19 protein-coding genes are annotated in these 25060 nt (G+C 67.9%); 6 read left to right on the forward strand and 13 right to left on the reverse strand.

What is annotated here, in order from left to right:
• Nucleotides 1-11: 11 nt before the first annotated feature.
• Complete coding sequence (locus tag KY572_RS01935) at nt 12-2579, forward strand: DUF5916 domain-containing protein (RefSeq protein WP_224240409.1); 2568 nt, start codon at nt 12-14, stop codon at nt 2577-2579.
• A gap of 13 nt (nt 2580-2592) precedes the next feature.
• On the opposite strand, the gene KY572_RS01940 is transcribed toward KY572_RS01935, so the two are convergent.
• Complete coding sequence (locus KY572_RS01940; protein ID WP_224240410.1) at nt 2593-3156, reverse strand: hypothetical protein; 564 nt, start codon at nt 3154-3156, stop codon at nt 2593-2595.
• Between the two features lie 149 nt (nt 3157-3305).
• Between KY572_RS01940 and KY572_RS01945 the strand changes: the two genes are divergently transcribed.
• Both KY572_RS01945 and KY572_RS01950 read left to right on the forward strand, forming a co-directional pair.
• Nucleotides 3306-3731, forward strand: coding sequence for a hypothetical protein (locus KY572_RS01945; protein ID WP_224240411.1), 426 nt, complete (start codon nt 3306-3308; stop codon nt 3729-3731).
• Between the two features lie 210 nt (nt 3732-3941).
• A complete protein-coding gene (locus KY572_RS01950) occupies nt 3942-6641 on the forward strand; it encodes a DUF748 domain-containing protein (RefSeq protein WP_224240412.1) in 2700 nt (899 codons plus the stop codon).
• A gap of 166 nt (nt 6642-6807) precedes the next feature.
• On the opposite strand, the gene KY572_RS01955 is transcribed toward KY572_RS01950, so the two are convergent.
• From KY572_RS01955 to KY572_RS01970, 4 genes are all read right to left on the reverse strand, one after another.
• On the reverse strand, nt 6808-7629 hold the full coding sequence (locus KY572_RS01955; RefSeq protein ID WP_224240413.1) for an ATP-grasp domain-containing protein: 822 nt from the start codon (nt 7627-7629) through the stop codon (nt 6808-6810).
• Between the two features lie 78 nt (nt 7630-7707).
• Complete coding sequence (locus tag KY572_RS01960; protein WP_263451274.1) at nt 7708-9303, reverse strand: methyl-accepting chemotaxis protein; 1596 nt, start codon at nt 9301-9303, stop codon at nt 7708-7710.
• Nucleotides 9304-9604: 301 nt separating this feature from the next.
• A complete protein-coding gene (locus KY572_RS01965; protein WP_224240414.1) occupies nt 9605-10684 on the reverse strand; it encodes a saccharopine dehydrogenase family protein in 1080 nt (359 codons plus the stop codon).
• 65 nt (nt 10685-10749) lie between these two features.
• On the reverse strand, nt 10750-11112 hold the full coding sequence (locus KY572_RS01970; protein WP_224240415.1) for a hypothetical protein: 363 nt from the start codon (nt 11110-11112) through the stop codon (nt 10750-10752).
• Between the two features lie 170 nt (nt 11113-11282).
• Here KY572_RS01970 and KY572_RS01975 point away from each other — a divergent pair, with 170 nt between their 5' ends.
• Nucleotides 11283-12626 carry a sigma-54-dependent transcriptional regulator gene (locus KY572_RS01975; protein ID WP_224240745.1) on the forward strand — a complete coding sequence of 448 codons (1344 nt, stop codon included), beginning with the start codon at nt 11283-11285 and terminating at the stop codon, nt 12624-12626.
• A 25-nt stretch (nt 12627-12651) separates the two neighbouring features.
• Here KY572_RS01975 and KY572_RS01980 read toward each other — a convergent pair whose 3' ends face one another.
• Nucleotides 12652-13029 carry a DUSAM domain-containing protein gene (locus KY572_RS01980; RefSeq protein ID WP_224240416.1) on the reverse strand — a complete coding sequence of 126 codons (378 nt, stop codon included), beginning with the start codon at nt 13027-13029 and terminating at the stop codon, nt 12652-12654.
• Between the two features lie 748 nt (nt 13030-13777).
• On the opposite strand from KY572_RS01980, the gene KY572_RS01985 reads away from it, so the two are divergent.
• A complete protein-coding gene (locus KY572_RS01985) occupies nt 13778-15013 on the forward strand; it encodes a hypothetical protein (protein ID WP_224240417.1) in 1236 nt (411 codons plus the stop codon).
• 119 nt (nt 15014-15132) lie between these two features.
• Here KY572_RS01985 and KY572_RS01990 read toward each other — a convergent pair whose 3' ends face one another.
• From KY572_RS01990 to KY572_RS02005, 4 genes are all read right to left on the reverse strand, one after another.
• Nucleotides 15133-16533 (reverse strand): serine/threonine-protein kinase, encoded by a 1401-nt coding sequence (locus KY572_RS01990; protein ID WP_224240418.1) that lies wholly within the window; start codon nt 16531-16533, stop codon nt 15133-15135.
• A gap of 120 nt (nt 16534-16653) precedes the next feature.
• Nucleotides 16654-17046: a DUSAM domain-containing protein gene (locus KY572_RS01995; RefSeq protein WP_224240419.1), complete on the reverse strand. Its 393-nt coding sequence runs from the start codon at nt 17044-17046 to the stop codon at nt 16654-16656.
• A gap of 113 nt (nt 17047-17159) precedes the next feature.
• Nucleotides 17160-18311 (reverse strand): IS4 family transposase, encoded by a 1152-nt coding sequence (locus tag KY572_RS02000; RefSeq protein WP_224240420.1) that lies wholly within the window; start codon nt 18309-18311, stop codon nt 17160-17162.
• 121 nt (nt 18312-18432) lie between these two features.
• Nucleotides 18433-19416: an AbiTii domain-containing protein gene (locus KY572_RS02005; protein ID WP_224240421.1), complete on the reverse strand. Its 984-nt coding sequence runs from the start codon at nt 19414-19416 to the stop codon at nt 18433-18435.
• 365 nt (nt 19417-19781) lie between these two features.
• Here KY572_RS02005 and KY572_RS02010 point away from each other — a divergent pair, with 365 nt between their 5' ends.
• A complete protein-coding gene (locus tag KY572_RS02010) occupies nt 19782-20771 on the forward strand; it encodes an AbiTii domain-containing protein (protein WP_224240422.1) in 990 nt (329 codons plus the stop codon).
• Nucleotides 20772-21309: 538 nt separating this feature from the next.
• On the opposite strand, the gene KY572_RS02015 is transcribed toward KY572_RS02010, so the two are convergent.
• The 3 genes from KY572_RS02015 to kdpC all read right to left on the reverse strand — a co-directional run bounded on the left by KY572_RS02015 (nt 21310) and on the right by kdpC (nt 25017).
• Complete coding sequence (locus tag KY572_RS02015) at nt 21310-23136, reverse strand: HAMP domain-containing sensor histidine kinase (RefSeq protein WP_224240423.1); 1827 nt, start codon at nt 23134-23136, stop codon at nt 21310-21312.
• On the reverse strand, nt 23133-24296 hold the full coding sequence (locus tag KY572_RS02020; protein ID WP_224240424.1) for a sensor protein KdpD: 1164 nt from the start codon (nt 24294-24296) through the stop codon (nt 23133-23135). The genes KY572_RS02015 and KY572_RS02020 overlap by 4 nt, the downstream gene beginning before the upstream one ends.
• Nucleotides 24297-24402: 106 nt before the next feature.
• Entirely contained in the window at nt 24403-25017 is a 615-nt protein-coding gene (gene kdpC, locus KY572_RS02025; protein WP_224240425.1) for a potassium-transporting ATPase subunit KdpC, read from the reverse strand.
• Nucleotides 25018-25060 lie beyond the last annotated feature (43 nt).

The raw sequence follows: 25060 nt of genomic DNA on the forward strand, positions 1-25060 counted from the left end.
GGGGGGCTGAGATGCTGCGTCGGGGGCTGGGGCTGGGGCTGCTGCTGTGCGCCATGACGGCGGAGGCAGCCGTGGAAGGCCCCGGCCGCAACCAGTTCATCCAGGCAGCGCCCGCCCACGGAAAAGTCCACATCGACGGCAAGCTGAACGAGGAGGCCTGGTTCCAGGCTCCCGTCTTCGACGCCTTCGTGCAGCGCTTCCCCACCGCCGGAGCCATCCCCAGCGAGCGCACCGAGCTGCGCGTCCTCTACGACTCGGACTTCGTCTACTTCGGCATCGTCTCTCGGGACTCGAAGCCGGAGCTCATCGACCGGCGCCTGGGCCGCCGGGACACCTCGCTCACCACGGACATGGTGCAGCTCATCATCGACTCCACGCACGACCACCGCACCGCGTACTCCTTCTCCCTGAGCGCGGGCGGCGTGCACGGCGATGGGCTCTTCTACGACGACCGCAACTACACCGTGGACTGGGACGGGGTGTGGGACGGCGCCACGAGCAGCCTGCCGGACGGGTGGGTGGCGGAGTTCGCCATCCCCCTGTCCGTGCTGCGCTTCCCCGCGTCGGAGGTGCAGACGTGGGGCTTCTCCGTGCGCCGGCAGATCGCCCGGCTCAACGAGGAGATTGAATCCGTGGACAACCCGCGCACCAGCAACGCGAACGTGTCACGGCTGGGCCACCTCACGGGCCTGAAGGGGCTCAAGCCCCAGCGCGCGGTGGAGCTGGTGCCATACCTGGCCACGCGCGGCATCCTCCGGCCGCAGTTCTCGGACGAGTCCGTGCCCCGCCCGCGCCTCGTCGATCCGACGTTGGATGTGGGGCTGGACATGAGGGCGGCGCTCACCAGCGAGCTGGCGCTCACCGCCACCTTCAACCCGGACTTCGGCCAGGTGGAGGCGGACCAGCTCATCCTCAACCTGTCCACCTTCGAGGCCTTCTTCCCGGAGAAGCGCCCCTTCTTCACCCAGGGCCTGGAGCTGTTCCAGGCGGTGGGCAGCTCGACGGGACAGGTGCCGCAGTCGCTCTTCTACTCGCGGCGCATCGGCCTGGAGACGCCCATCCTCGGCGCGGCGAAGCTGACGGGCACGGTGGCCAAGGGCGTGGAGGTGGGGCTGCTGGATGCGCTCGTCACCGGGCCGTGGCTGGAGCAGGACGAGGAGCACCCGGACCGGCACTGGCGGATGTACTCCTCCCGGCCGCTGCACGTGGGCCCCAACAGCTCGCTGCCCACCAACCCGCAGCCTCCCACCAACTTCCTGGCCGCGGTGGCGCGAGGCTCGGTGGGGGAGAACTCGCGCATCGGCGCCACCTTCACCTCGGCCACGCCCCTGGCGCGCAGGTGCACGCCAGAGGAGGCCGCGCTGGACGAGGACGATCAGCCCGCGGAGTGTCTGGCCCGCGGAGGCCTGGCGGCGGCGGCGGACTTCGACCTGGCCACCTCCAACGGCGAGTACGGCGTGCTGGGGCAGGTGGACGGCAGCCGCACCGTGGGAGGGCTCCCGGAGCGCCTCCTCCCGGACGGGACGGTGCTGCGCCCGGGCACCACCGGCTATGGCGGCTACCTGCGCGCGGGGAAGTTCGGCGGCGAGGGCTTCCGCTGGGACGTGGCCTACGACTTCTCCTCTCCCACGCTGGATTTGAACGCCACCGGCTACCAGCGCACGCAGAACGAGCACTCGGCGCAAGGCTGGCTGGGCTACCAGCGCCCCAACGGCATCGGCCCGCTCCGGGGGCTCTCCGTCAACCTCGGGGGCGGCTCGAGCCTGACGTCGGACGGACGAGGCATCAACCGGGGAAGCTGGATGAACTTCAACTCCACCCTGACGCTCCCCAGCTTCGACTCGGTCGGCCTGGAGGCTGGCACGAACGTGGGCGGCTACGACATCCGCGAGCTGGACGACACCGGCGTGCCGCTGCAGCGCGAGGTGTCCACCTTCGCCGCGCTCTTCTGGGAGACGAATGGCAACCGGACGCTCTCCCTCAAAGGCTTCCTCGCCCTGGGCCACCACGACCGGGGCCCGGCACCGGGCGCCTGGGGCTGGGGTGGGAACCTGGCCCTCTCGCTGCGGCCCCACCCCGCGCTGGAGACGCGGCTGGAGGTGACGACGGACCGCACCGAGTTCGCCCCGCGCTTCGTGGATCGGCTGGGGGACTTCCGCTTCCTGCTGGGCAACCTGCAGTCCAACTACCTCTCCTTCACCCTGCGCCAGCAGTGGGTGCTGCGCCCGCACCTCACGCTGCAGGGCTATGCCCAGCTCTTCACCGACTACGGCGTCTACGGCCCCTTCTTCGAGGCCGAGTCCGACGCGGCGCGCAGCCCCATCCGCTTCTCCGCGATGCGGCCCACCGAGGGCGGCCCGGGGGACAACTTCTACGACGTGGCGCTCAACCTCAACGTGGTGCTGCGCTGGGAGTACCGGCTGGGCTCCACCCTCTTCTTCGTCTACACGCGCTCGCAGCAGGGCCTGCCCACCCCGGAGGACGTGACGGCGCCGGCCACGCTGCTGCCTCGGCGCATGTTCTCCGGCCCCGCCACGGACGCCGTACTCCTCAAGTGGAGCTACTACTGGACGGCCTGAGCGGCGGGCCGGCTCAGAAGCCGTTGCAGGCGCTCTGCACCTGGGCTCGCAGCGGGTTGAGGGCGGCCGCGTGGTCCAGCACGCCGCGGCTCAGCGCCGAGTGCACCCGCTGGGCCTCCTCCGGGGGCAGTTCCTGGCTGTTGCGGTACGCGGCGGCCAGCCGCTCATAGGCCTCGGCCAGACGCTCCACCTCCAGCCGGTAGGCCTCCACCGACGGGCGGAGCGAGCCATCCCGCGCCTCCAGGGCGCGCAGCTCCTTCGCCAGCTCGCGCAGCCGCAGCGCCCTCCACTCACACGACCAGGGGTCCAGGACATAGCGCGCCGTCCAGTCCGAGGTGCGCAGCTCCTCCAGGACGCGCGCATGGATGGTGGTGCAGAGCTCCGTCCGCACGCTGCCGCACGCCGCCAGCGAGGCGGCGCTCAGCAGGCCCCACGTGGCGCGGAGCCAGCCAGCGGCCACACATGTGCAGCCCCGGTCGCGAGAACTCCCCAGGTGCATGGTCCGGTCCCCCGTGTGGCCGGATGAGCCGTGGCACTCCCAGACAGCGCCCCCGACGGCGCCATCCAGGTGGGACATTCCATGGATCCGCTTCGCGTACACAGGGACGCGGTGTGAAACGTTGGATACCGGGGGTTCTGCCCGCGAGGCACCTGTGCCAGCGTTGAGGGGTGCTCTCCGGGAGGACCTCCTTGCCACTTGTCCGCCTCGCTGCTGTTGGATTGCTCGTGCTGACGGCCTGCGGCTCCACGCCCAAGGCCCCGCCGCGAGCACGCGCCGCGCATTCCCAGGGGTGGCAGCCCGACTGGCGCGAGACGGAGAGCTACGGCCTGTCTCCCGAGAACCCCATCCAGGTGGGAGGCGGCCCCGAGGGTCAGGAAGCCTTCCTCGAGTCGCTGCGCGGCCCCGAGGGTCAGCCCCTGGCCTGGCGTCGGCTGGGCAGCTGCTGCCAGTTCGAGACGCCCAACGGCGTCCTGGGCATCGGGTTGCTGGACATGTACGAGGTGATTCACGAGGGCCAGGAGCACTCGGTCATCCTCTACCTGGACATGTATGACTCGGGGCCGCTGGCGGCGCCCGCGGGCTTCACGCTCCTCGAGGAGAAGCCGGCGCCCCAGGAGCGCCCCAGCTCGCCCAAGGTCATCGAGCTCTGACCGAGGCGCGGACTCTCATGCGCCGGCTCCACAGGCCGCTCGGCAGGCATCCCTGCTACCCCCCATTACCCCGGGAACCGTGAAGTCTTTCGCGTCCCGCCACGTCAGGGGCTGTAGGAGTTACCAAAGGTGGTTAGGTTCCGCCCCCGACAGGCCAGCCCGGGCCGCGCCGGAGGCTCCGGGACTGGTTGCAGGAGGAGGTAGCAAGCGATGGAGGCTCAAAAGAAGAGGCGCTGGCCCTATGTGCTCGGGGGCATCGTCGTCCTGCTGGTGGCCATCGTGGCCATCGTGCTGTGGCGGCTGGATGCCATCCTGCTGACGCAGGCGAGAGCCCAGGCCGCGACGCTCTCGCAGCAGCTCGGGCGCCCGGTGGAGATTGGCGACATCTCCACCAAGCTGTTCCCGCACGTGGGCGTGGACGTGGACGCCGTCACCGTGGGCCCCGCCGAGGGCGAGGAGCTGCCGCTGACGCAGCTGAAGAACCTGGACGTGCGCGTGGCGGCCATGCCGCTGCTGCGCTCGCGCGGCAAGGACATCCAGGTGCTCAACGCCGAGGTGACGGGGCTCACCGTCAACGTCATCCGCCTGCCGGACGGCACCACCAACGTGCAGCGGCTGATGGACAAGCTGGCGCAGCAGCAGAAGCCGGAGCAGCCGCCCGAGGAGGAGAAGCCGCCCGCGGACCTGTCCGGCGTGCGCGTGGAGCGCGCCGCGCTCACCGACGGCACCATCCGCTTCGTGGACCGCTCGGGGGGCAAGGCGCAGGAGCTGGCCATCTCGGACCTGGACATCGAGGTGAAGGACTTGCGCGTGGGCCAGCCGCTGGAGGTGAAGCTGGCCGCGGCGGTGCTGGCGCAGAAGCAGAACCTGTTCGCCACGCTGGCGGCCGCGCCGCTGCCGCCCACGCTGGTGCCCACGCCGGAGCGCCTCACGCTGAAGGCCGAGACCATCGACCTGGCGCCGCTGGGCCCGTACCTGCCGCCGAGCGTCGGCTTCCAGGCGGGCACGCTGACGGCGGACTGGAAGGCGGAGCTGGGCGGGGTGGTGCCCGGGGGCAAGGGGCCCACGCGGCTGGAGGGCGTCATCAAGGCGCTGGGCCTGCGCTTCGCGGGCGCCGCGGGCGGCAAGGCGCTGGACGTGGTGCTGGACACCGACGTGAAGGCGGACCTGGATGCGGGCGACCTGGCACTGGACCGCTTCAAGCTGGACTTCGGGCCGGCGGGCATCAGCGGCAAGGGCCGGGTGAAGGGGATGATGGGGAGCTCGCCCGCGGTGGAGGGCTTCGAGCTGACCAGCCATGACCTGGACCCTGCCGTGCTGGCCGAGTACTACCCGCCGCTCGAGAAGCAGCTCAACGGGATGATCGCCGGCCCGGTGGGGCTGTCGGTGAAGGGCAGCGGCACCCAGGAGGCGCAGGCGCTGAACCTGGAGGTGGACCTCACGCCAGTGCGCCTGCGCGTGCCCGAGCAGCTCTCCAAGGAGGCGGGCACGCCGATGCGGCTCACCGCGAGCGTCAGCGGAGCGGCGGCCAGCGGCGGGGCCCTGCGCTTCAACGCGAAGGCGGACCTGGACGGCGCGGATCTGCGGCCGGGCCTGCTGCTGAACAAGGGGCCGGGGCAGCGGCTCGGCGTGGCGGCGGCGGGCACCTACCAGCCCACGAAGGACGGGATGAAGGTGGACGTCGGCCAGCTCACGGCGAACGTGCTGGAGGACACGGTGAGCGGCACGGCCTCGTTCGCGCTGGCCGGCAAGGGCAAGAAGCAGACGACCACGTTCGCCCTGGACATGAAGAGCCAGCGGCTGAACGCGGACGCGCTGCTGATGAAGGAGGAGGAGGTGCTCGCGCGCACCAACGGCGTGCCGCCCCCCGTGCCGGATGACCCGACGCGCTTCAACGGGATGCGCGGGGACATGAAGTTCCAGGTGGCCTCGGTGCGCTACAGCGAGATGGACCTGTCCAACCTGGTGGCCCACATCACCATGGTGGATGACCTCATCAAGATCGAGAAGCTCTCCTCGGTGGCCTACGGCGGCACGGTGGTGGCCGACGGCACGCAGGTGAACCTGGGGCCGTTGCCGGAGAAGCGGCCGTTCGTGGCCAAGGTGACGATGCAGCAGGTGGACGTGGCCCAGGTGCTGGAGTCGCGCACGCCCAAGAAGGTGATGACGGGCAGGTTCAACGGGAACATCGACCTGCAGGGCGTGGGCTACACGCCGGACAAGCTGAAGGAGACGCTGCTGGGCGCCATCAACGGCAGCCTGCAGGACAGCACCTTCATGGGCGTGGACGTGCTCTCCAAGGTCTCCGAGCCGCTGGCCAAGGCGCTGCCCTTCGCGGCCAAGGCGCTCAAGAGCGAGGACCTCACCTCGCTGGGCGAGAACCTGCCGTTCGGCGTGGAGATCAAGAACGGCGTGGCGCAGCTGGAGAAGCCCATCACCTGGACGCGCCCCGAGGCGGCCATGCGCTTCGAGGGCGGCATCCGGCTGGACGGCGTGCTCGACTTGAACGGCACGGTGAACCTCACGCCGCAGACCATCAACAAGCTCACGCTGGGCAAGGTGACGCCCGGCGAGGACATCCCCGTGACGCTGAAGGTGACGGGGCCGGCGTGGAGCCCGGACGTGACGGGGCTGGACGTGAAGCCGGCGGTGACGGCCATCGCGAAGCAGGCGGCGGCGGGGCTGGCCGGACAGCTGCTCGGCGACAAGGCCAAACAGGCGCAGCAGCTCATCACCGGCGGCGAGCAGGCCGCGCGCGAGGAGGCCGAGCGCCGGAAGAAGGAGCTGGAGGCGAAGGCCGCCGAGGAGAAGGCGAAGCTGGAGGAGGCGGCCCGGGCCGAGCAGGAGCGGGCGAAGAAGAAGGCCGAGGAAGAGGCCAAGAAGCGCCTGCGCGGCCTCTTCGGCAAGTAGTGAGCCGCCCTGGCCCGAGGCCCCCTGCGCTCGATGCGGCGCGGGGGTCCGGGACCGGGGGGTGGCTCACTGTTCGGAAACGTCGGGGGTTTTGAGCCGTAAAAGTCCCGACGTTTCCGCACAGTGACGAGCAGGACTGCTCCCAGCCGGGGGCCCTACCGCACCGTCAGCGCAGGCGACGCTTCAAGCAGTCCGCCAGGGCGGCGCGGACCTCCTCCGGGAAGCCCGAGTACCCTGGCGTGTCGTTGCTCTCCAGCACGACGAACTGCCCGCCCTCCTGCTCGAGGAAGTCGAGCGCCAGCGTGTCCGCGCGCAGGTGGTTCATCGCCGCGCGCGTCTGCTCGACGAGCACCTCGGGAGGCTCGATGAGGCGATACTTCCGGGTGTCCACGTTCGCCTTCCAGCCGCGGCCCTCGCGCTCCATCGCCCAGAACCGGTCGCCCACCGCCAGGCAGCGCACGTCGCGCCGGTAGTCGATGAAGGGCTCGACGGTGACGTACTCCTCGACGGCGAAGAGCAGGTCCGCCACGTCGCCCCAGGCCTCGCTGTCGCGAACCAGGACCTTGCCGTAGCCTCCATGGTGGTTGCCGGCCTTGACCACCAGCGGGAACGTCCTCCCCAGCCGGCGCGCCATGTCGTCTCCCTGGGCGACATCGAACGGGATGACCCGCAGCCCGGCCGCACGCAGCTCCGCGAGCATCGAGAGCCGCTCGAAGCCACGCAGCAGCACGTCCGCCGGGTTCACGCACGGCACGCCGCTGAGACGGATGACCTCCAGCGCCGTCCGGTAGCGCTCACTCGGACGGATGGCGCCCACCCGCCAGAGCACTCCATCCAGCCGGGTCGCATTCTCCCGATCGATGCACCACAGCTCCCCGTCGCGGAGCACCCACGCGCAGTCCTGGATGCGGCGATAGACGACCTCATCCCCAGGGAAGTAGGAGTGCCAGTACTGCTCGCCGTTGATGACCGCGATGGTGCGTCCCATGACCGGAAGGTAGCAACACACACCACCCGCCGAGGAATGCTGACTCTCCGCCCCCTTCGTCCGACAGGGAGCGAGCGGCTACACCCGGAACTCGGAGACGATCTTCCGCAGCTGGGACACCGTGGCGTTGATCTGCCCCACCGCCTCCTCCGCCGTGGAGGTGGCCTGCACCACGTCGCCCATCATGCCCGACAGCTGCGTCATCACGTCCGTCATCTGCGAGATGCCCGCGTTCTGCTGCGTCACCGAGGCGACGATCTGCCGAGCCGCGTTGCTGCTCTGCTGCATGACGTTGGTGATCTCCTTGAGCTTGTTGGCCGAGGAGAGCACCTGCTCGATGCCCTCCTCCATCTGCTTGCTGTCGCCCTCGGCCGCCGTCACCGCCTGACGGATGGCCGTGTTGATGTCGAGGAGGATCTTCCCGATGCGCTCGGTGCTCTTGAGCGACTCGCCGCTCAAGGAGCGCATCTCGCGCGCCACCACCGCGAAGCCTCGGCCGCCCTCGCCGGCGCGCGAGGCCTCGATGGCGGCGTTGAGCGCCAGCACGTTGCTCTGGTCCGCCAGGTCCTTCACGCTGCCGATGATTTCGCGCGCGTGCACGGCCTGCTCGGACAGCTGGCCGATGCTGCCCACCATCGCGCTCACGCGCTGGCGGATCTGCTCCAACCCCTGCGCGCTCTGCTCGATGGTCTGCTGGCTGGCCGCGGTGAAGCTGTCGGCCTGCTCGGCCACGTTGAGCACCATCTCCGCGCGGCTGGAGGCCATGCTGGACGTCTGGGCGATCTCCGCCATCGTCGTGCCGGCCTCGGACAGGCTGCGCGCCTGCTCGGTGAGGAAGTTGATCTGCTCCTGGCTCACCTTCGTCAGCCGCTCGGAGGCCGTGGTCAGCTCACCCACCAGCCCCTGGAGCGCCACCGGCACCGAGCGCAGCCGGTTCACCAGCGCCTCCAGGCTCGTGGCCAGGCTGCCCACCTCGTCCTTGGCGGTCACGTCGATGGTGAGCGTCAGGTCCCCTTCCACCGCGATGCGCTGGGCCGTCTCCGCCAGGCGCACCAGCGGCTCGGCCACCTCGCGCACCGTCCACCACGTGAAGCCGGCCAGCGACAGGATGCACAGCGCCACCAGCACCGCGATCAGCACCCGGCCCCGAGAGCCCGAGAGGCTCGCCCGGTAGAAGGCGTCCGCCAGCCCTCGCTGGTGCTCCTCCACCATGAGCTGGAGCGCCCGGTGCAGGGACTCGAAGCGCGTGTTCACCCGGACGAGCGCCGCGGAGGCCTGCGCGTCGTCGCGGGCGTGCAGCTCCACCGCCTTCTCCATCTCCTGCGTGTACAGGCTGAAGTCCTGCTGGAGCACCGAGAGGTGCTGCGAGCTGAGCACCGGGTTGCGGTGCGCCGTCTCCAGGCTCGAGGCCAGCTTGCGCGCCAGGGCCCGCATGGGCTCCAGCCGGCGCGTGTCCTTCGCTGTCACCGCGTCCTGCAGCTCGTGGTGGAGCGTCTGCAGCTCCGTCATCAGCTCCTGGCTCCGGGCGAGCGCCGGCGCGTAGCCCTGCTCGATGCGGGCATGCGCGTTGGCCGCCCGGACGCCGATCACGATCGAGATGGCCAGAATGGCCAGCAGGAACACCGCCGCCAGCACCGGCAGCAGCATCATCTTCTGCTTGAACGTCAGCGTCATCGCCTCTCACCTGGCACGAGGGAGCGCTTCGCAGGGAAGCGCGCCCCCACTCGAGGCCTGCTGCGCCAGACCATGTCTCGTTTCCTTCCAGGGCTGCCGGCGCCCGTGGCTCCGACAGCGCAGGACCATCCTACCCCGCAGGATAGCCGTCTGATCCCCCCACCACTCAAGGACTCCCCAGCGCGCGTGCCGGGCATCCAACCCTCGACAACACATCTCCTTACAGCCTTTGAGGGAGGGGGCAGGCAAGCCCAACCCCTCGGGTCGCCTGGACGCCGGGCAGGCAGCCAGGCCCCGCTCCTCAAGCCAGGGCGTCCAGCCGCCGACACCCATCAATGGAGAGCACGAAGTCCGCCCCGAAGGCGCCCGCCGGGGTGAGCGAGCCCTGCGGCTTGCGCGCCAGCACCTCCTCCACGGCGCGCGCCGCGGCCACGGCGGTGAAGGCGTAGGCCTCGGGCAGCTCCAGCCAGGCCTGGGCGCGCCGGCCATCCGCCGCGCGGGCCTCGGCCCAGATGTGGGTGCGGCTCTCGCTGCGAGCCGTCTCCCCGGGCCCGTGGACGCGGGACTCGATGAGGCGCTCGGCCCCGTGGCGGACGGCGTCCACCGAGAGCACCCGCTTGAGCAGCGGGTAGGTGAAGCGGATGAACCGGGCCGCGGCGCGCGGCAGCGTCATATAGGTGGTGATGTTGGGGATGCCCGTGGTGTGCCAGGCCGTCACCAGGTCTCCCCAGGGGATGGGGGCCACGGTGTGCTCGGCGTCGGAGAAGCGCACGCGGCGCAGCCCCTTGCCCATGGGCCACGGCTGGAGCGCTCCGCCGCGCCGCACGCGCCCGCCCTGGGGCAGCTGCTCCAGCATGGACTTGGCGGTGCCGGGGCTCGCCACCCGCTCGGTGATGGAGAGGGCCAGGTCCAGCTCGTGCGCGCCGGGCACCTTCTCGGCCACGTGGCGCGCCAGGCAGTCGGTGGGCACCACGTCGAAGCCCACGCCGGACATGAGGGTGAGGCCGCGCGAGCGGGCCTCCGCGTCGTGCTGGAAGATGCTCTCGAAGACGGGAATCTCCCCGGTGATGTCCAGGTAGTGCGAGCCCGCGGCCAGGCACGCCTGCACCATGGGCTGGCTGGTGCGGACGAAGGGGCCGGCGGCGTGGAGCACCAGGGGCAGGCCCTCCAGCGTGGACACCAGGGTGCGCACGTCCTCCAGCCCCACCACGGCCAGCTCGAGGCCCAGCCGCTCGGCCAGGGGGGCCAGCTTCTCGTGGGAGCGGCCGGCGAGCACGGGCCTGTGCCCGCGACGCACGGCCTCCTCGGCGATGAGCCGGCCGGTGTAGCCGGAGGCGCCATACAGCAGCCAGCGAGGCGAGGAGGACGGAGGAGCGCTCACGTCGGGCAACCCTACCAAAGCTGGCGCCAGCGGAAGGTGCCCTCGGGAACACCCTCTCGGGGTGCTCAGGGCGTGGTGGGCTGGAGCGAGGGAGCCAGCTCCGCGCGGCAGGCCTCGTCGCACTGGGGGAAGTTCAGGAGGAACTCGGCCCGCTGCCGGCAGCGGCTCGGCGTCTCCTGCGGGCCCTCGCCGCCGAGACAGTGCGCGCGCTGATCCGCCCACGCCTCCTTATAGAGGGCCGCGCGCTGGGCCGGAGACATGGCCCGGACGGCGCCCTCCGTCGAGCGGTTCACCCACACCCACACGATGAGGGACATCACGGCGATGCCGCCGATCAACGCGAAGCGGGGCCACCTGGGCGCGCGCGACGGCGGGGCCAGGTCCCTCGAGAACAGTCCTCCACCCGACGGGTCCGTGTCTTCCGTCATCGCACGCTCCAGCGCATGCCTCCTCATGCCGCAGGGAGCGGGCGGTTTCCAGCGCTCTGAAGTCCGGCTGTACGGGAGATGGCAGCCAGGGCGGACCCGGCGCACGGGGGGTGAATAAGATGGGACACATGGAATCACGGCCCGAAGCCGAGCCTGTCGCCCCCAGCCCCATGCGGGTGCTGGTGGTGGACGACGAGCGCAACATCCGCCACACGCTGCGCATCTGCCTGGAGGGGTTTGGCTGCGTGGTGCGAGAGGCCACCACTCCGGAGGCGGCGCTGGCGGCGCTGGCCCAGGGGCCGGCGGACCTGGCCTTCGTGGACCTGAGGCTGGGCACGGCGAGCGGGCTGGAGCTGGTGCCCCGGATGCTGGCCGAGTCACCGAGCCTGGACATCGTGCTCATCACCGCCTACGCGACGTTCGACACGGCGGTGGAGGCGGTGAAGCGCGGGGCGCGCGACTACCTGCCCAAGCCCTTCACCCCGGCGCAGATTCGCCATGTGGTGGACAGGGCGCGGGCGCACCGGGAGCTGAGCTCGCGGCTGGGGGACCTGGAGGGGCAGCTGGCGCAGACGGCGCCGGAGGCCACGCTGGAGACGGCCTCGCCGGCGATGCACGCGGCCATCGGGCTGGTGGAGCGGGCGGCGGCCTCGGACGCGGCGGTGCTGCTGCGAGGCGAGAGCGGCACGGGCAAGGGAGTGCTGGCGCGGACGCTGCACTCGCTGAGCCCTCGGCGGCGGCGGCCCTTCGTGACGGTGAACTGCCCCACGCTCTCCGAGCAGCTGCTGGCCAGCGAGCTGTTCGGCCACATGCGGGGGGCCTTCACGGGGGCGGTGAGGGACCAGCCCGGACGGGTGGAGCAGGCGGAAGGGGGCACGCTCTTCCTGGACGAGGTGGCGGAGATGAGCCCGGCGCTCCAGGCGCAGCTCTTGCGCTTCCTGCAGGACAAGCAGTTCGAGCGGCTGGGCGAGGGGCGCACGCGGCGGGCGGACGTGCGGGTGGTGGCGGCCACCAACCGGGACCTGGAGAAGGACGTGGCCGAGGGCCGCTTCCGCGAGGACCTGCTGTACCGGCTGAACGTGGTGGAGGTGAAGCTGCCGGCGCTGCGGGAGCGGCCGGAGGATGTGCTCATGCTGGCGCGGCGCTTCGTGGCCTTCTTCGCGAGGGCGGCGAAGCGGCCGGTGCCGGAGCTGTCGCCAGCGACGGAGCGGATGCTGCTGGCGTACGGGTGGCCGGGCAACGTGCGCGAGCTGCGCAACGCCATCGAGCGGGCGCTCATCGTCTGGCCGGCGAACGTGCTGGAGCCGCAGGCCTTCCCCGACCGCATCGCCGCGGCGGTGGGCCCGGTGATGGTGCTGGGCGGGCCGCACACGCTGGAGGAGGTGGAGCGCGAGCACATCCTCCGGGTGCTGGCCAGCGCTCCCACGCTGGAGGAGGCGGCGCGCATCCTCGGCATCGACGCCTCCACGCTGTGGCGCAAGCGCAAGAAGTACGAGTCGGCGCCCACGGAGTAGTCCGGCGCGGAGTGCTTCCGCTTCGCTACTCGTCGAGTCGTTCCAACTGGCCTTCAGCGATATCCCGATAGTGTGGCACGACTTCCACGGCGAGCACGTCCCGCATCTGTTGGCGCGCCCCTTCGAGGTCTCCCGCATCCCGCAGGCGGTACATCCGGTTCAGGGCCGCGCTGAGTCTCCGTGAACCATCGTGGACACGTGTATCGATTCTCTGGATCAGCGCAGAGGCGCTCTCCGCGCTGTTGAGGGCCGTTTCTATCTCGGCACTGCTGAGGGCTACCGTTGGGCCGGTGCGCCGCAGCAGCTCGCGCACCTCTTCGGTGAGCACCAGCGCCTCACCCCGCTGAATCCGCTGGTTCAGCTCCCAGACTTCATTCCAGTCCGCGTCGAGCCCCTCCATCATCTCACCTCTTCTTGCTCGAGCGTGGCGAACACGTGGCGAACGGCCACCGCTGCTGCCCCTCGCATCGTCGGAGGCAGTCATAACAAGGGCCAGTCCAGTCTGATTCGCTCTTGCAGGCTACGTAGTTGCTGATGCATTCCTGCTTCCACTCTGGAAGGTGAGCGTTATTGGCGAAGTCATCCTCTTTGTCCTTCGCCGCGCCATCGTCTGAAACACCCTCCGCAGTGGTCTGCGTGGCTTCGTTGAGACCCCTGATGCCATTGAGGACTTCAGCGGCTTCTGCCGCTGTGGCACCGCAGCTCTCCACAGGGGTGAGGGGGAACTTCTTGATGCAGCAGACCATCGAGGAGTCCCCAGGCCGACAGTCATCCACTGCCGATTGCGCCAGATAAGTAGGAGGGGATTCCGACAGTTCAGTTGGCGGGACAGCTGCCGGACGCCCCACCAAGGCGCAGCTCGAGGCGATCATTCCCACAAGGGTGGCAAGACCGAGCAAGAGGGCGCGACACCAAGTCTCCATGTGAACCACGATAGCCCATGGGCCCTCCTGCGGTGCGCCTGTGAGCCGCGACACAGCTTCGCAGTGAACCGGCTCACAGCGTCCATTCGGTGGAAGGGCCAGGATTCGCGGTGCCTGGGCGATCCGCGCCAGGCGAATCCAGACGTGTTGCCCTCTTCCGAGGACCGCACGCCTCCACGAAAGGCCCCCCCCGTGTCCACCTCAGACGAGTCTCCCTGCGTTCCCCTCATGCTCCGACTGTCTCGGTCGCGCCGCCTTCTCACGGCCCTGCTCGTCACCGGCCTGGCACCGGTCGCGGTCGCCGAGCAGCCCTCGAGCACGCCAAACTACGCCGGCTATACCGCCGCGCGGTTCATTCCCTACGCGAACGCCGAGACCAACGTCCCCGCCTTCACCCACGCGCTGGAGTTCAACCTCTCGGTCGAGGGCAAGCCCGCGTGTGGAGCGGCTCCCTCGGGAGCCACGAAGGACCCCGCGAAGCCCTGCCTGGTGACGATGGACACGGGGACCACCGGCATCATGGTCTCGGCGGCGGACCTCGCGGGCTACTCGGCCAAGGCGGCGGAGAAGTACCCGCTGGGCCGGGAGTTCCTGTCGAGCAGCAAGCTGCTCTGGGTCGGCCGGTGGATCCCCAAGAACGTGACCTTCCACGATGCCAAGGGCGCGCCACTGGCCACCGCGACCGTGCCGGTGCTGGTCGTCGAGAAAGAGGCCACCTGCCCTCAGTACAACGAGCAGACGGACAAGGAGACCTGCCCGGGCACTCCGCTCAAGCCCGCGAAGCCCGGCATCTTCTACATGGGCGTGGGCTTCGGCCGCGAGCACGATGGCCAGCCGCAGGGCACGCCGGACAAGAACCCGTTCCTCCACATCACCCAGATCAACGGCGCGCCAGTAGCGAAGGGCACGATGCGGAGCGGCTACATCATCACCGAGAAGGGCGTGCACGTCGGTCTCACCTCCGAGAACGCGGGTGGCTTCGCCTTCACCCAGCTGACTGGCCCGAAGTATTCGAAAGACCCGCAGGACTGGCCGGAGGCATCCATCTGCGTGGCCGTGGACCAGTCGCCCTGCATCCCCGCCAAGGTCCTGATCGACACGGGGATTCCGCAGATGTACCTGACCGTCACCTCCGAGGTGCCCGTCCAGACGGTCCTCGCGCCTGACCTGAGCAGCCCGAAGAGGCAGGTCCCCGTGCTGAAGGACGGCAGCCAGGTCACCGTCCGATTCCCGGGCAACGACCACCCCATGGCGTTCTACACCTTCAAGGTCGGGGATAAGGGCAGCGACATGCAGCCCGCGCAGGTCATCACGACGAAGAACGGCAAGAACGCGTTCGTCAACACCGGCCGCCACTTCCTGCGCAACTTCAATGTCCTCTACGACGCCGAGGGAGGCCTGTTCGGCCTGAGGTGGGTCGGACCTGCCAACTCGCCCTATGGCGGGCTGACGCCGACGCGCTGAACCCGCGTCCGGTCCGCCCTCCCTGCCGGGCGCAATCTGTGCGAACTGGTCTGCTTGTCATACCAGTTCAGTACCGGTCCGCGGACAGGGCACCTCCCTGGCCAGAGGGAACCTGGTGCTCACGGTTCCTCCGTGGGACCAGAGGTGGAGGGACGCTTCTTCCCGGGAAGGAGGACGGGCAGGTAACAGGTGCCCTTCACCATCTCGCCACCGAACTCCTGGCACTTTTCAGCGTCCCATGTGGTCTCGACCCAGCACCCACCATTGAGGGTGAGCATCCCCTTGCCAGGGCAAAGCCCCTTCCTATCGGGCCGTATCTGTCCTGGCTGGGGTTCTGGAATGTCCGCGACCGGGTCCTGCTGGGTGGAGTCGGCAGGTTCCTTCTCCAGGGCTGCGGGGGTTGCGGTGTCCCCGAGCCCTGCAGGCCCTGCGTCCACTGAGTCCGCGACCGGGGGCTCTGCTCGCGTGACAGCGCCCTCCTGAGGGGGCGTGCTTGAGAGCACCCGCCATGTCCCGATGACCAGGGCCAGGCTCGCTGCGGCCAGTGCCCACCAACGCCATCCGAACCGGGTGCGTGCTCGAGTCCTCACGGTTGCCGAGGGAGCCGTGGAGCTGTGGCGCCGAAATGGCGTGAGGGTCTGCTCCAATTCCTGAGCCAGTTGAGCCGCGGTCCCCCGCTGCTCGGGCTTCACCGAGAGCAGTCGAAGGGTGATGGCACGCAAGGCGGGATCCACATGGGGATGCCGCAGGAGCGCACGCGGAAGAAGCACACTGTCCAGGTGCAAGGTGCCGCGCTCGTCCCGAGAGGGCACAGCGGGCTCCGGGTACTCACCGGTGAGCAGCCGGCAGGCGGTGACACCCAGGGCGTACAGGTCATCGGCGGCGGAGGGACGGTAGCGGGCCGTGGACGATCTGTAGAACTGCATCTCGAAGAGCCAGGCCTCTGGCGAGCGGTAGATCGGAGTGCCCGGGAAGCCCATGGCCGGAGTCAGGGGAGCGGCACCCGGGTAGAGGCCGGTGCCGAAGTCCATGAGCATGGCTCTGCCGTCGGAGCGGCGCACCAGGACGTTGTCGCCCTTGATGTCGCGATGGACAGCGCCCTGGGCATGGAGTGTCGCCACAGCCTGAGACAGCTGGAGCAGCCAGCGCCGCAGCTCCGGCGGAGAGGTCGGGTGGAGGCGGTGCTGATCATATAGAGGAACGCCATCCACCCACTGGAGGACCAGGAAGGGGTGGACGGTGCCAGCGGGAGACTGCCAGGAGCCCCGATCGAGCAGGCGAGGGATGCTGGGGTGGAGGCACCGGGAGAGCAGCTCCGCCTCCCGAGCGAAGCGAGGATTCGACGGGTGAAGCGCGAGCTTGAGCGCGACGGGAGAGGCAAGCTCATCGAGAGCGGAGACGGCGCGGTAGACGGCGCCGTGGACGCCGCATCCGGCCCAGGCCACCACGCGCCAGCCCTCGAGCACCGTGTTCAGGGGAAGCAGGGCAGGAGGAGGCGTGAGGGAGGAGGAGCTGTCCATACGTGCCTGGAAGTGAAAGAGGGGGCGGTGGTCTCCCGTCCACAGCCTACCTCACACGTAGGTGCGCGTCGGTCCTCAAAGGGCACTGTGCCCACGGCCATCGGCCCCTGTGTCCAGCAGCTATGGCAGGTCGTCCAGTTCCGCCAACTGACCTTCCGCAATCTTCCGATAGTGAGGCACGCTCTCCACGGCGAGCACGTCTCTCATCTGTTGGCGCGCACCCTCCCTGTCCCCTTTCTTTCGAAGCTGGCCCGTACGGTAGAGCGCATCCATGATCCGGTTCGAGCCGTCGCGCATGCGCTCCCGGATCTTCAGGAGCAACCGGGTAGCGTTCTCCACGTTGTCGAGAGCCGCGCGCGCTTCAGCCTCGCTGATAGCCACCGTAGGGGCGGCCCGTAAGAGGAGATCACGCATGTTGTCGGTGAGTACCAGACCCTCGCCTTGATTGATCCGGTGTTCGATTCCCCAGAGCTGGTTCCAGAGGGCATCCAACTCCGCATCCAAGTACTCCATCGGATCATTTCCCTGGTGAGCGATTACCTCAACTCTTGAATCACCCGCTGGACCCGTAGACTTGACACAGCGGGGGGAGACCAACGGTGCTCTTCGAGTCCTGAGGCATCCCCTCATAAAAGTCCGAAACTCTCGCGGAAGATGGGCTGCTCGCAGACGAGTTGGGCGAAGCGCTCCACCAGTGGGCGCAGGCGGTGCTCGGGCATGTTGGGGATGGCTTGGTAGTACATGCAGCCCTGGCGAAAGAGCGAGTAGGTGCGGCGCTTGACGGTGTTGGCCTTGAGGTAACGCTCCATGCCCAAGCTTTCGCCTGCGGCGCCCAGCAGTGTCAGCAGGGCACAGGCCAAGGCACTGAGCAGTAGCAACCTGTCGCGGCGCTCCGCGTCGGCAATCCGCACAGAGGACAGGCCCATGCCAAACCTCAGGTCCTTGATGTCGCGGAAGCTCTCCTCGATAGAGAAGCGGCGGCTGTAGAGCGCCACCACTTCAGCCCCCGAGGCGTGCTCCAGGCTGGTGGCCAGACACCACGGCTCCTTCATTCCTTTCTTCTTCACGCACACCACCGCGCCTACCTGGCACTCGTCGGCGGTCACCCGCGATTGAGGTAGGCAGCGCAGACGGCCCGCCTTGGGCACCCAGTCGGCTGCCGTGCGGCGCTCGCCCTGGTGGCTGGTCACGGCAATGCACTGACGGAAGCGAATCACGTAGTCAAAGCCCACCTGGTGCAGCAGCGCGTAGAGCTTCTGGTCGGCAAAGCCCCGGTCGGCCAGCACGGTCACCTTCACCTCGGCGGGGATGAGCTCGCGCAGCCGCAGCACCACCGCATCCTCCACCTCGTTGCGCAGGCCTTGGAGCGCTGACTTCTGCACCGTCAGCCATACCAAGGGGGTGGGCCGTCCATGTGTCGTGATGAGCGAGGCCACCAAGGTGGTCTGGTCGTCCGGCTCGAAGTCGGTCCAGTCCAGCGCCACCAAGGCTTCGGTGCGTTGGCCCAAAACGTACGGCACCCACAAGGCCAACAGCTTCCATACGGCAATGCCCGGGTTGGACAGCAGTCGGTCCACTTGCTTCACCCCATGCTTGCCCTGAGTCCCCCGCGCCAGCGCTACCGCCTGGCCGATGGCGTACACCGACAAGCTGGCTGCGTGGAGCACTCCCAACGTGGCCAAGGCCAACGACAGCACGCGCTTGGCGTGGAGATCCTGCCCGAAGAGGCCTTCGAGGAAGGTATGGACCTGCGCTTCGTGGAGGGGGGAGGAACTCACCGGCCACGTAGTATGCACGCCACCCTACCTGTCGCATCAAGCGTTCCACTCACCGCTTGCCTGCCTGCCCGCAAGATGAGGGGATCCCTCAGCTTCGAGTCCCCTTATAGTCTAAGCCATGCTATCCAAGGCCCACTCTGAGAACGGCACAGATAGTCGGCTCGAATGTAGACCAGACGTGTAGGACGTCAACGCTTAAGCCAAGTGTCCCACGTAACGTCTCAAGCACCGGTGTTAGGATACTCGGTAAGTGCCTTTGCTCTGGAGGGAGCGCACACTGCTCAGCAATAAACGCCAACTGCTCCGTAGCTTCGTCTTTCTTCGCAGGTGACAGTTGCTGGCTCGCCTGAACAGCCGCCATTATTCGCTGGAGGGCAGTCTCCCAGTCTCTATTGCGCTGCGTATCTGTAAGAGCAACGTCAACTCGTTGTTGCACACTGGCTCTACTTTTCGCTGTAGTAACGGTCGCTCCAGGTGAACTATCTGCCATGGCGACACTCGCATGGCTCCCCTGGATGAGCGCTCCATAATTGAGGATAGTGACACCGGCAGCCGCCTGCGTTTCCTCCTTGGAGAATGTCATTCCTGCGCCCAAGATGCCTTGTCTCTCCAATTGCAGCGCCCAGTCCAGAATCTTGTTTCGCACTGAATTCAAGACGTTTGCCACCCCGCTTCTGCTCACGTGCCGTGAGACGGGGATGATCCTGAAATCATCGCTGACCTTAAGAAGTGCCGCCATCTCACTGGGGCTAACCAGGACCGTTATTTCACCTCCCGCCGCAAGCATGTGCGCAAGTTCCCCAACCGACTGCCGTGCATTGATTGAGGCGAAATGTTCCGCTAGTTCTCGCAGGCCCTCCCCCCACCGCACGGCTTGCGTCCCGAAGATGGTCTTTTCCATCACCAAGTGCGTTGCGATCTTTCGGTATTTTGGAACTTCGATACCTTCATGGTACCCGTTCATTTCGTGCTCAATCCAAGCTTCGACCTCCCCAAGTCGCAATTTCGCCGCCACAACCTTCGCACGCCGCAACAACTCGGCTAGGTCTGTGGCATTTTCTTGTGCCAAGCTCTGCAGCTCTAGCACCAGGGACTTGTCAGACATTAGTGCTCCTTTTCCCGCCTAATTCCCTCGCACCCAAGTCATCCGAGCGTAGTTGGCCAAACCGGGTGATACCAGAGGTCTCCCCAATGCGCTCCATGTCTGGGCTCTAGTTTGCCCGCGTTAGCCAGGAACTTGTCGGAGTACCACCGAAAATCGGTTCCTGCATACGGCCCAGGGGAGCGCCAAAATCGTACCCGTCCATCATGTAACATGTAATGGGTTGTCGAGGCTCTCGGGCACTTAAGGACTCCATCGTACCAGTATTGCAAAATCGTTTGACGCCGTGGTGAAAATCAGCGAGGAGGCACTTTGGACCGAAGCAGGGTGGAATATCTCAAACCTTGTATTCAGGGAGGATGGAGAGGATGCCCCAAACGTCCTTGGTTATCGAATTGCAGGCACTGGCGCAGGAGAGTGCGACGGATGTAGTAGAATTGGTGCGGAGAGCCAAGGTCGTTGCTGTGAAGTTGCAACAACCAGAGTTCGCGGCTTGGCTCGAATACGAGCTGAATGGCTATCCCTCAGATGACAAGATCCCGGACTACCGCAAGATCCCTACAGCTCTCGTGGTGAAGAACCCCTTCCACGGTCCGCAGCCAGTTGTTTGGAGCGATAGCAGTTGGATTGCCGAGCACTTCTCTTCCTACATGGTCAATTCGCCTGTAGGTCAACTTGCTTCGTTAGTGGCCCGTGGGGATGGGCCGTTCGAGCTTTCCATTTCCCCTCCAGAAATGGAGTTACTGCTCAAGCTCAATCGTACCTTCGGTCGGTTGCCTACCGCGCGCCGCTTGGACAAGAGTGCTGTAGTTGGCATCTTAGATGCGGTGCGAAACAAGATTCTCAACTGGTCGTTGGAACTCGAGGCCCATGGGGTTCTGGGGGATGGAATGACGTTCAGCAATAAAGAAAAGGAAGCCGCCTCAACAATCACCATCCACAACTATGGGTCGTTCGTACAGGGTGATAACGCAAGTGTGGCCACCGCTCACAACTCACAGGGGGCAAACGTAACTTCTGCAAGCGGGAGGGCTGATGTGCGACAGCGGCTCACCACGGCTGTCACGCAAGTCAATTTGAACGATGCTGAGGTGGCGAACGCGCTTCAGAAGATCCTGACTGCTGTTGAGGCCAGCCCGCAGCTCACTCCAGAACGGAAGAGCGAGGCGACGGAGCAATTGGCCTTCGTGGCTGAGCAGTGCGTTTTGCCAGCAAAGGACCGGCAACCACCGACAGTCCTCAAGTCGGTGTTGGTCGGGTTGCGTGATACGCTAGGGCTCTCGGCGGACGTGCTCCAAGTCTGGGGCTCCTTCGGCCCTATCATCTGTGCCAAACTGGCTGTCCTCGGCCTCTTTTAAGAGCGACATCATCGACTATCTCTAAACTGGCAGGCCTGCCACAATAGCAAGGCCCCTTTGGGGTACCGTGAAGGTACTCAGGCCCGCAGGCGTCGCACAGTGGCCTGGGAGGCTCTAGGAGCCACGGCAGCCCACACACGGGACTTGGGGGCCGGAACATTCCGACGCTTGGCGGGCCCTTTCCGGCCACCTGGAGGGCATCCGCGACCCTGTACGGAACTCAAGGAGCCCGAGTTTTTGCTGGCGATTTCTCAGGGCCTATCGTGACTCTCTCGGACCGCAGTTTCCCCCAGTGCTCCCAAGAGTCCGCCTCCCGTTTCCACGGCCCCTGGCGTGAGGTGAAAGCCGGGGAGACACCGGGGACTGTCTGAGAGGGAACGCGGCGCAGCTCACGCCCCACAATGCGAGAGGAATCAGGGTCCTTTGCGAGACCTCTTTTTTTGTTATTTAGGTCCCCACGGCATGTGCTTGTTCAAGGTCGGGCCGCCAAAATCTGGACCTATCCTGGCGTGACAGGTCCGGCAGGTCACTAACCGGCTCAAGCTGACTGCGGCAGGGTGAACCAGAACGTGCTGCCCTGACCCGGTGCGCTCGTCACGCCTATCTCTCCCCCGTGCGCCTGGACGATGTCTCTCGCGATGGACAGGCCCAGTCCGGCTCCGCCGGCCGGTGCTCCCGGCGCTCGGTAGAACTTCTCGAAGATGCGCGCCTGCTCCTCGGGCGGAATCCCCTCGCCCGTGTCCTTCACCTCGAAGCGCACCCGGCCTTCCTCTCGCACCACCCGCACCGTCACCTCTCCCTCCGAGGGCGTGTGCCGTACGCCGTTCGCCACCAGGTTCGACAGCACCAACTGCACCCGGTCGGCATCCACCTCCACCTCCTCCACCTCGGGCGCTATCTCCTGGGTCAGCCGCACATTCCGGTCCTCCGCCGCGACCCGATGCGCGCCCAGCGCGTGCTCCACCAGCATCCCCGTGGAGATCCGCTGGAGGTTCAGCAGCAGTCTCCCCGCCTGGATGCGCGAGAGGTCCAGCAAGTCATCCACGATGCCTTGCAGCCTCTCGCAGTCCTCTCGCGCGGCGAACAGCAGGTCCGCCTGCTTCTCCGTCACCGGCCCCACCACGCCCTCCAGGCACAGGTGGATGGCCATGCGCAGCGACGTCAGCGGCGTGCGGAACTCATGCGCCACCGTCGCCACGAGGTCATTCTTCAGCTCGTCGAACCTTCGCAGGCGCGTCACGTCCTGGAGGATGACCGTGGCGCCCGCCACGTCACCGCTCTCGCCGTACACGGGGCTGCCTCGCGGCAGCAGCCACCGCTGCCCCTCTGGCACTGCCACCGACACTGCCTCCTCGTAGCCGCGCGGCTGGTAGGCTCCCTTCCCTCCCAGCACGTGGGTCCGCACCCGCTCGAGCACCTCGCGTACCTCCGGTGCGGTGCGCCCCAGCGCGTCCCCTCCGGACTCCAACGAGAGCCTCAGCACGTCCTCCGCGGCGCGGTTGACGTTGAGCAGCGCGCCTCCCGCTCCGAACACCATCACCGGATCCGGCAAGCTGTCGATCGCGGCCTGGGAGGCGGCCTGCGCCTGGAGCAGCTCGCCCAGGCTGCTGCGCTGGTACTGCTCGAGCCGCTCCGCCATGGTGTTGAAGTCCCGGCTGAGCGAGGCGATCTCGTCCCGCCCCTCCACCACCGCTCGCGCCGCCATGTCCCCCTGCCCCACCCTCCGCACCGCCTGCGAGAGCACGGACACCGGCCGCAGCGCCCGGTGCGTCAGCGTCGCGGAGGCGAACAGGCCCACGACGAACGCGGCCAGCACCGCCGTCACCATCAGCGTGTTCACGCGCTGGCTCTGCCTGCGCAGGGAGTCGCTCTTGCGCGCCATGGCGTCCTGGTTCAGCTCCATGATGGCGGCTGCCGCGGCCTTGGCCTCCTGGAAGGCCGCCGCCAGGGACGAGAAGTAGCGCTCTCGCGTGGGCTCCGTTCCGTCCAACGCGAGGAACTCATCGTAGTCGGCCTGGTAGCGCGTCCAGGCCTCGCGCAGGCGCTGGGTGGCTTCCACCTCGCCGGGCTCGGTGATGTTCTGCTCCTGGACGCGCAGCTCCGTCTCCAGCAACTGGCGCTGCACAGCCTGCTGCTCTCGTCCGCGCTGGCGCTCGCCCACGACGATGAAGAGGGCGGCCCGGTCCATGCGCTCGAGCTCCTCCGTCATCCGCTGCATGGCCAGCACGCTGCGGTAGTTGTCCTGGAGGATCTCCTGTCCGGAGCGCCCCACTCGCCCCAACGTCACCACGGCCACCACGCCCACCAGCACCAGCGCGAGCGCCAGCGGAGCCTGGGCCAGCAACAGACGGCCACGCAGCGTCATGGGCGGCGCTCCTCGGGCGGCGCGTCGAAGGAGACGACGTGGATGTCGAACCCCGTGCCCTCTCGCAGCAGGCGCACGTCCGCGCCCAGTCCCAGCCGCTGCCTCCACCACGACTGATGCGAGCGCCCCACGATGATGAGCCCCACTCCATGCGAGCGCGCGAAGTCCAGCAGGGCCTCCACCGGATCCTTCCCTCGCAGGCGCACCACCTCCGCGCCCAGCTCCCGCGCCCGCTCGATGTTCGCCAGCAGGTGTCGCTGCGCCTCCGCGTCGATGAGGTGCGGCGCCTCCCGAGGCGTCTCCACGTAGACGACGAACCAGTCCGTGTTCAGCCGGCCCGCCATGCGAGAGCCCCGCCGCAGCAGCGTCGCCGCGCGCGGCGGGTAGCTGGAGAGCGCCACCAGCACCCGCCCCCACCCTCCCGCCTTGGCCGAGGCCTCTTCGCCTCCTCGCGCTTGCTGGCCGGTGGCGCGGTCCAGGCTCTCGGCGACCTCGCGCAGGGCCAGCTCTCGCAGCGTGGAGAGGTTCTCCTGCTTGAAGAAGCTCTCCAGCGCGTGCGCCACCTTCTCCGGCGCGTAGATCTTCCCCGCCTTGAGGCGCTCGTGGAGATCCTCCACGGCGAGATCCAGGTTCACCACCTGGTCCGCGCTCTTGAGGAAGCTGTCGGGGATCGTCTCTCGGACGATGACGCCGGTGGCTCGCTCCACCAGGTCGTTGAGGCTCTCCAGGTGCTGCACGTTGAAGGCCCCAATGACGTTGATGCCCGCCGACAGCAGCTCCTGCACGTCCTGGTAGCGCCGGGTGTTGCGGCACAGCGGGACGTTGGTGTGGGCCAGCTCGTCCACGATGGCCACCTGGGGCTTGCGAGCCAGCACCGCGTCCAGGTCCATCTCCTCGATGGTGACGTCGCGGTAGGTGAAGGCCTTTCGCGGCACCGCCTCCAGGCCTGCCACCAGCGCCTCGGTCTCCGAGCGGCCGTGCGTCTCGATGAAGCCGAGCACCACGTCCACCCCGCGCTTCTTCAGGGCGTGGGCCTCCTCCAGCATGCGGTACGTCTTGCCCACGCCGGCGGCGAAGCCGATGTAGAGCTTGAGCCGACCGCGCCGGCTCCGCTCCACCAGCTCCAGGAAGTCCTCCGCGCGTGCGCGCCGCGTCCTCACGCCGGTACCCTCTCCTCGCCTCACTCCCCAACCCGTGTGTGGAGAGAGGTCTTCACCCGTGTGTAGCGCCTCTGCGGCACCGAGGCCATGCTCGCGTGACGGGCCCTCACGGTGACGCTCCCACCGAAGGCCCCGGAAGCACGGGCCGGCCGAACTGCCGGTCCAGCGCGAGGTTCAAGGCCAGCACGTTCACCCGAGGCTCTCCCAGCACGCCCAGGGTGCGGCCCTCCGTCTCGGTCTCCACCCAGGAGAGGATCCGCTCGGGGGCTACACCACGCGCCCGGGCAACCCGCGCCACCTGCCAGCGCACCGCCTCGGGAGACAGGTGTGGATCCAACCCCGAGCCGGACGTGGTGACGAGCTCCGCGGGAACGGGGCCCGGAGCCTCGGGATTCTCGCGGCGCAAACGCTCCGTGTCGGCCAGGACGCGGTCGCGAAGCTTGCTCGAGGTAGGCCCCAGGTTGCTGCCGGAGGACGCGGCGGCATCGTAGCCACTGCCCGCGGCGGAGGGACGCGGCTGGAAGTACGCGGGGTGGGTGAAGCCCTGAGCGATGAGGGCACTGCCCACCACCTGGCCCTGCTCATCCATGACGAGCGAGCCATTCGCCTCATGGCGGAAGAGGAGCTGGGCTCCCCCCGTGACGACCAGCGGGTACAGCCCCCCGGTAAGCACCAGGGTGACGACACAGACACGCAGCGCGGTGACGAGTACGGACAGCATGACGGAATCCTTTCCGGGACGGGCGGCCTGTGCCGATCCATCC

The organism is Hyalangium gracile (assembly GCF_020103725.1).
Classification (GTDB): Bacteria; Myxococcota; Myxococcia; order Myxococcales; family Myxococcaceae; genus Hyalangium; species Hyalangium gracile.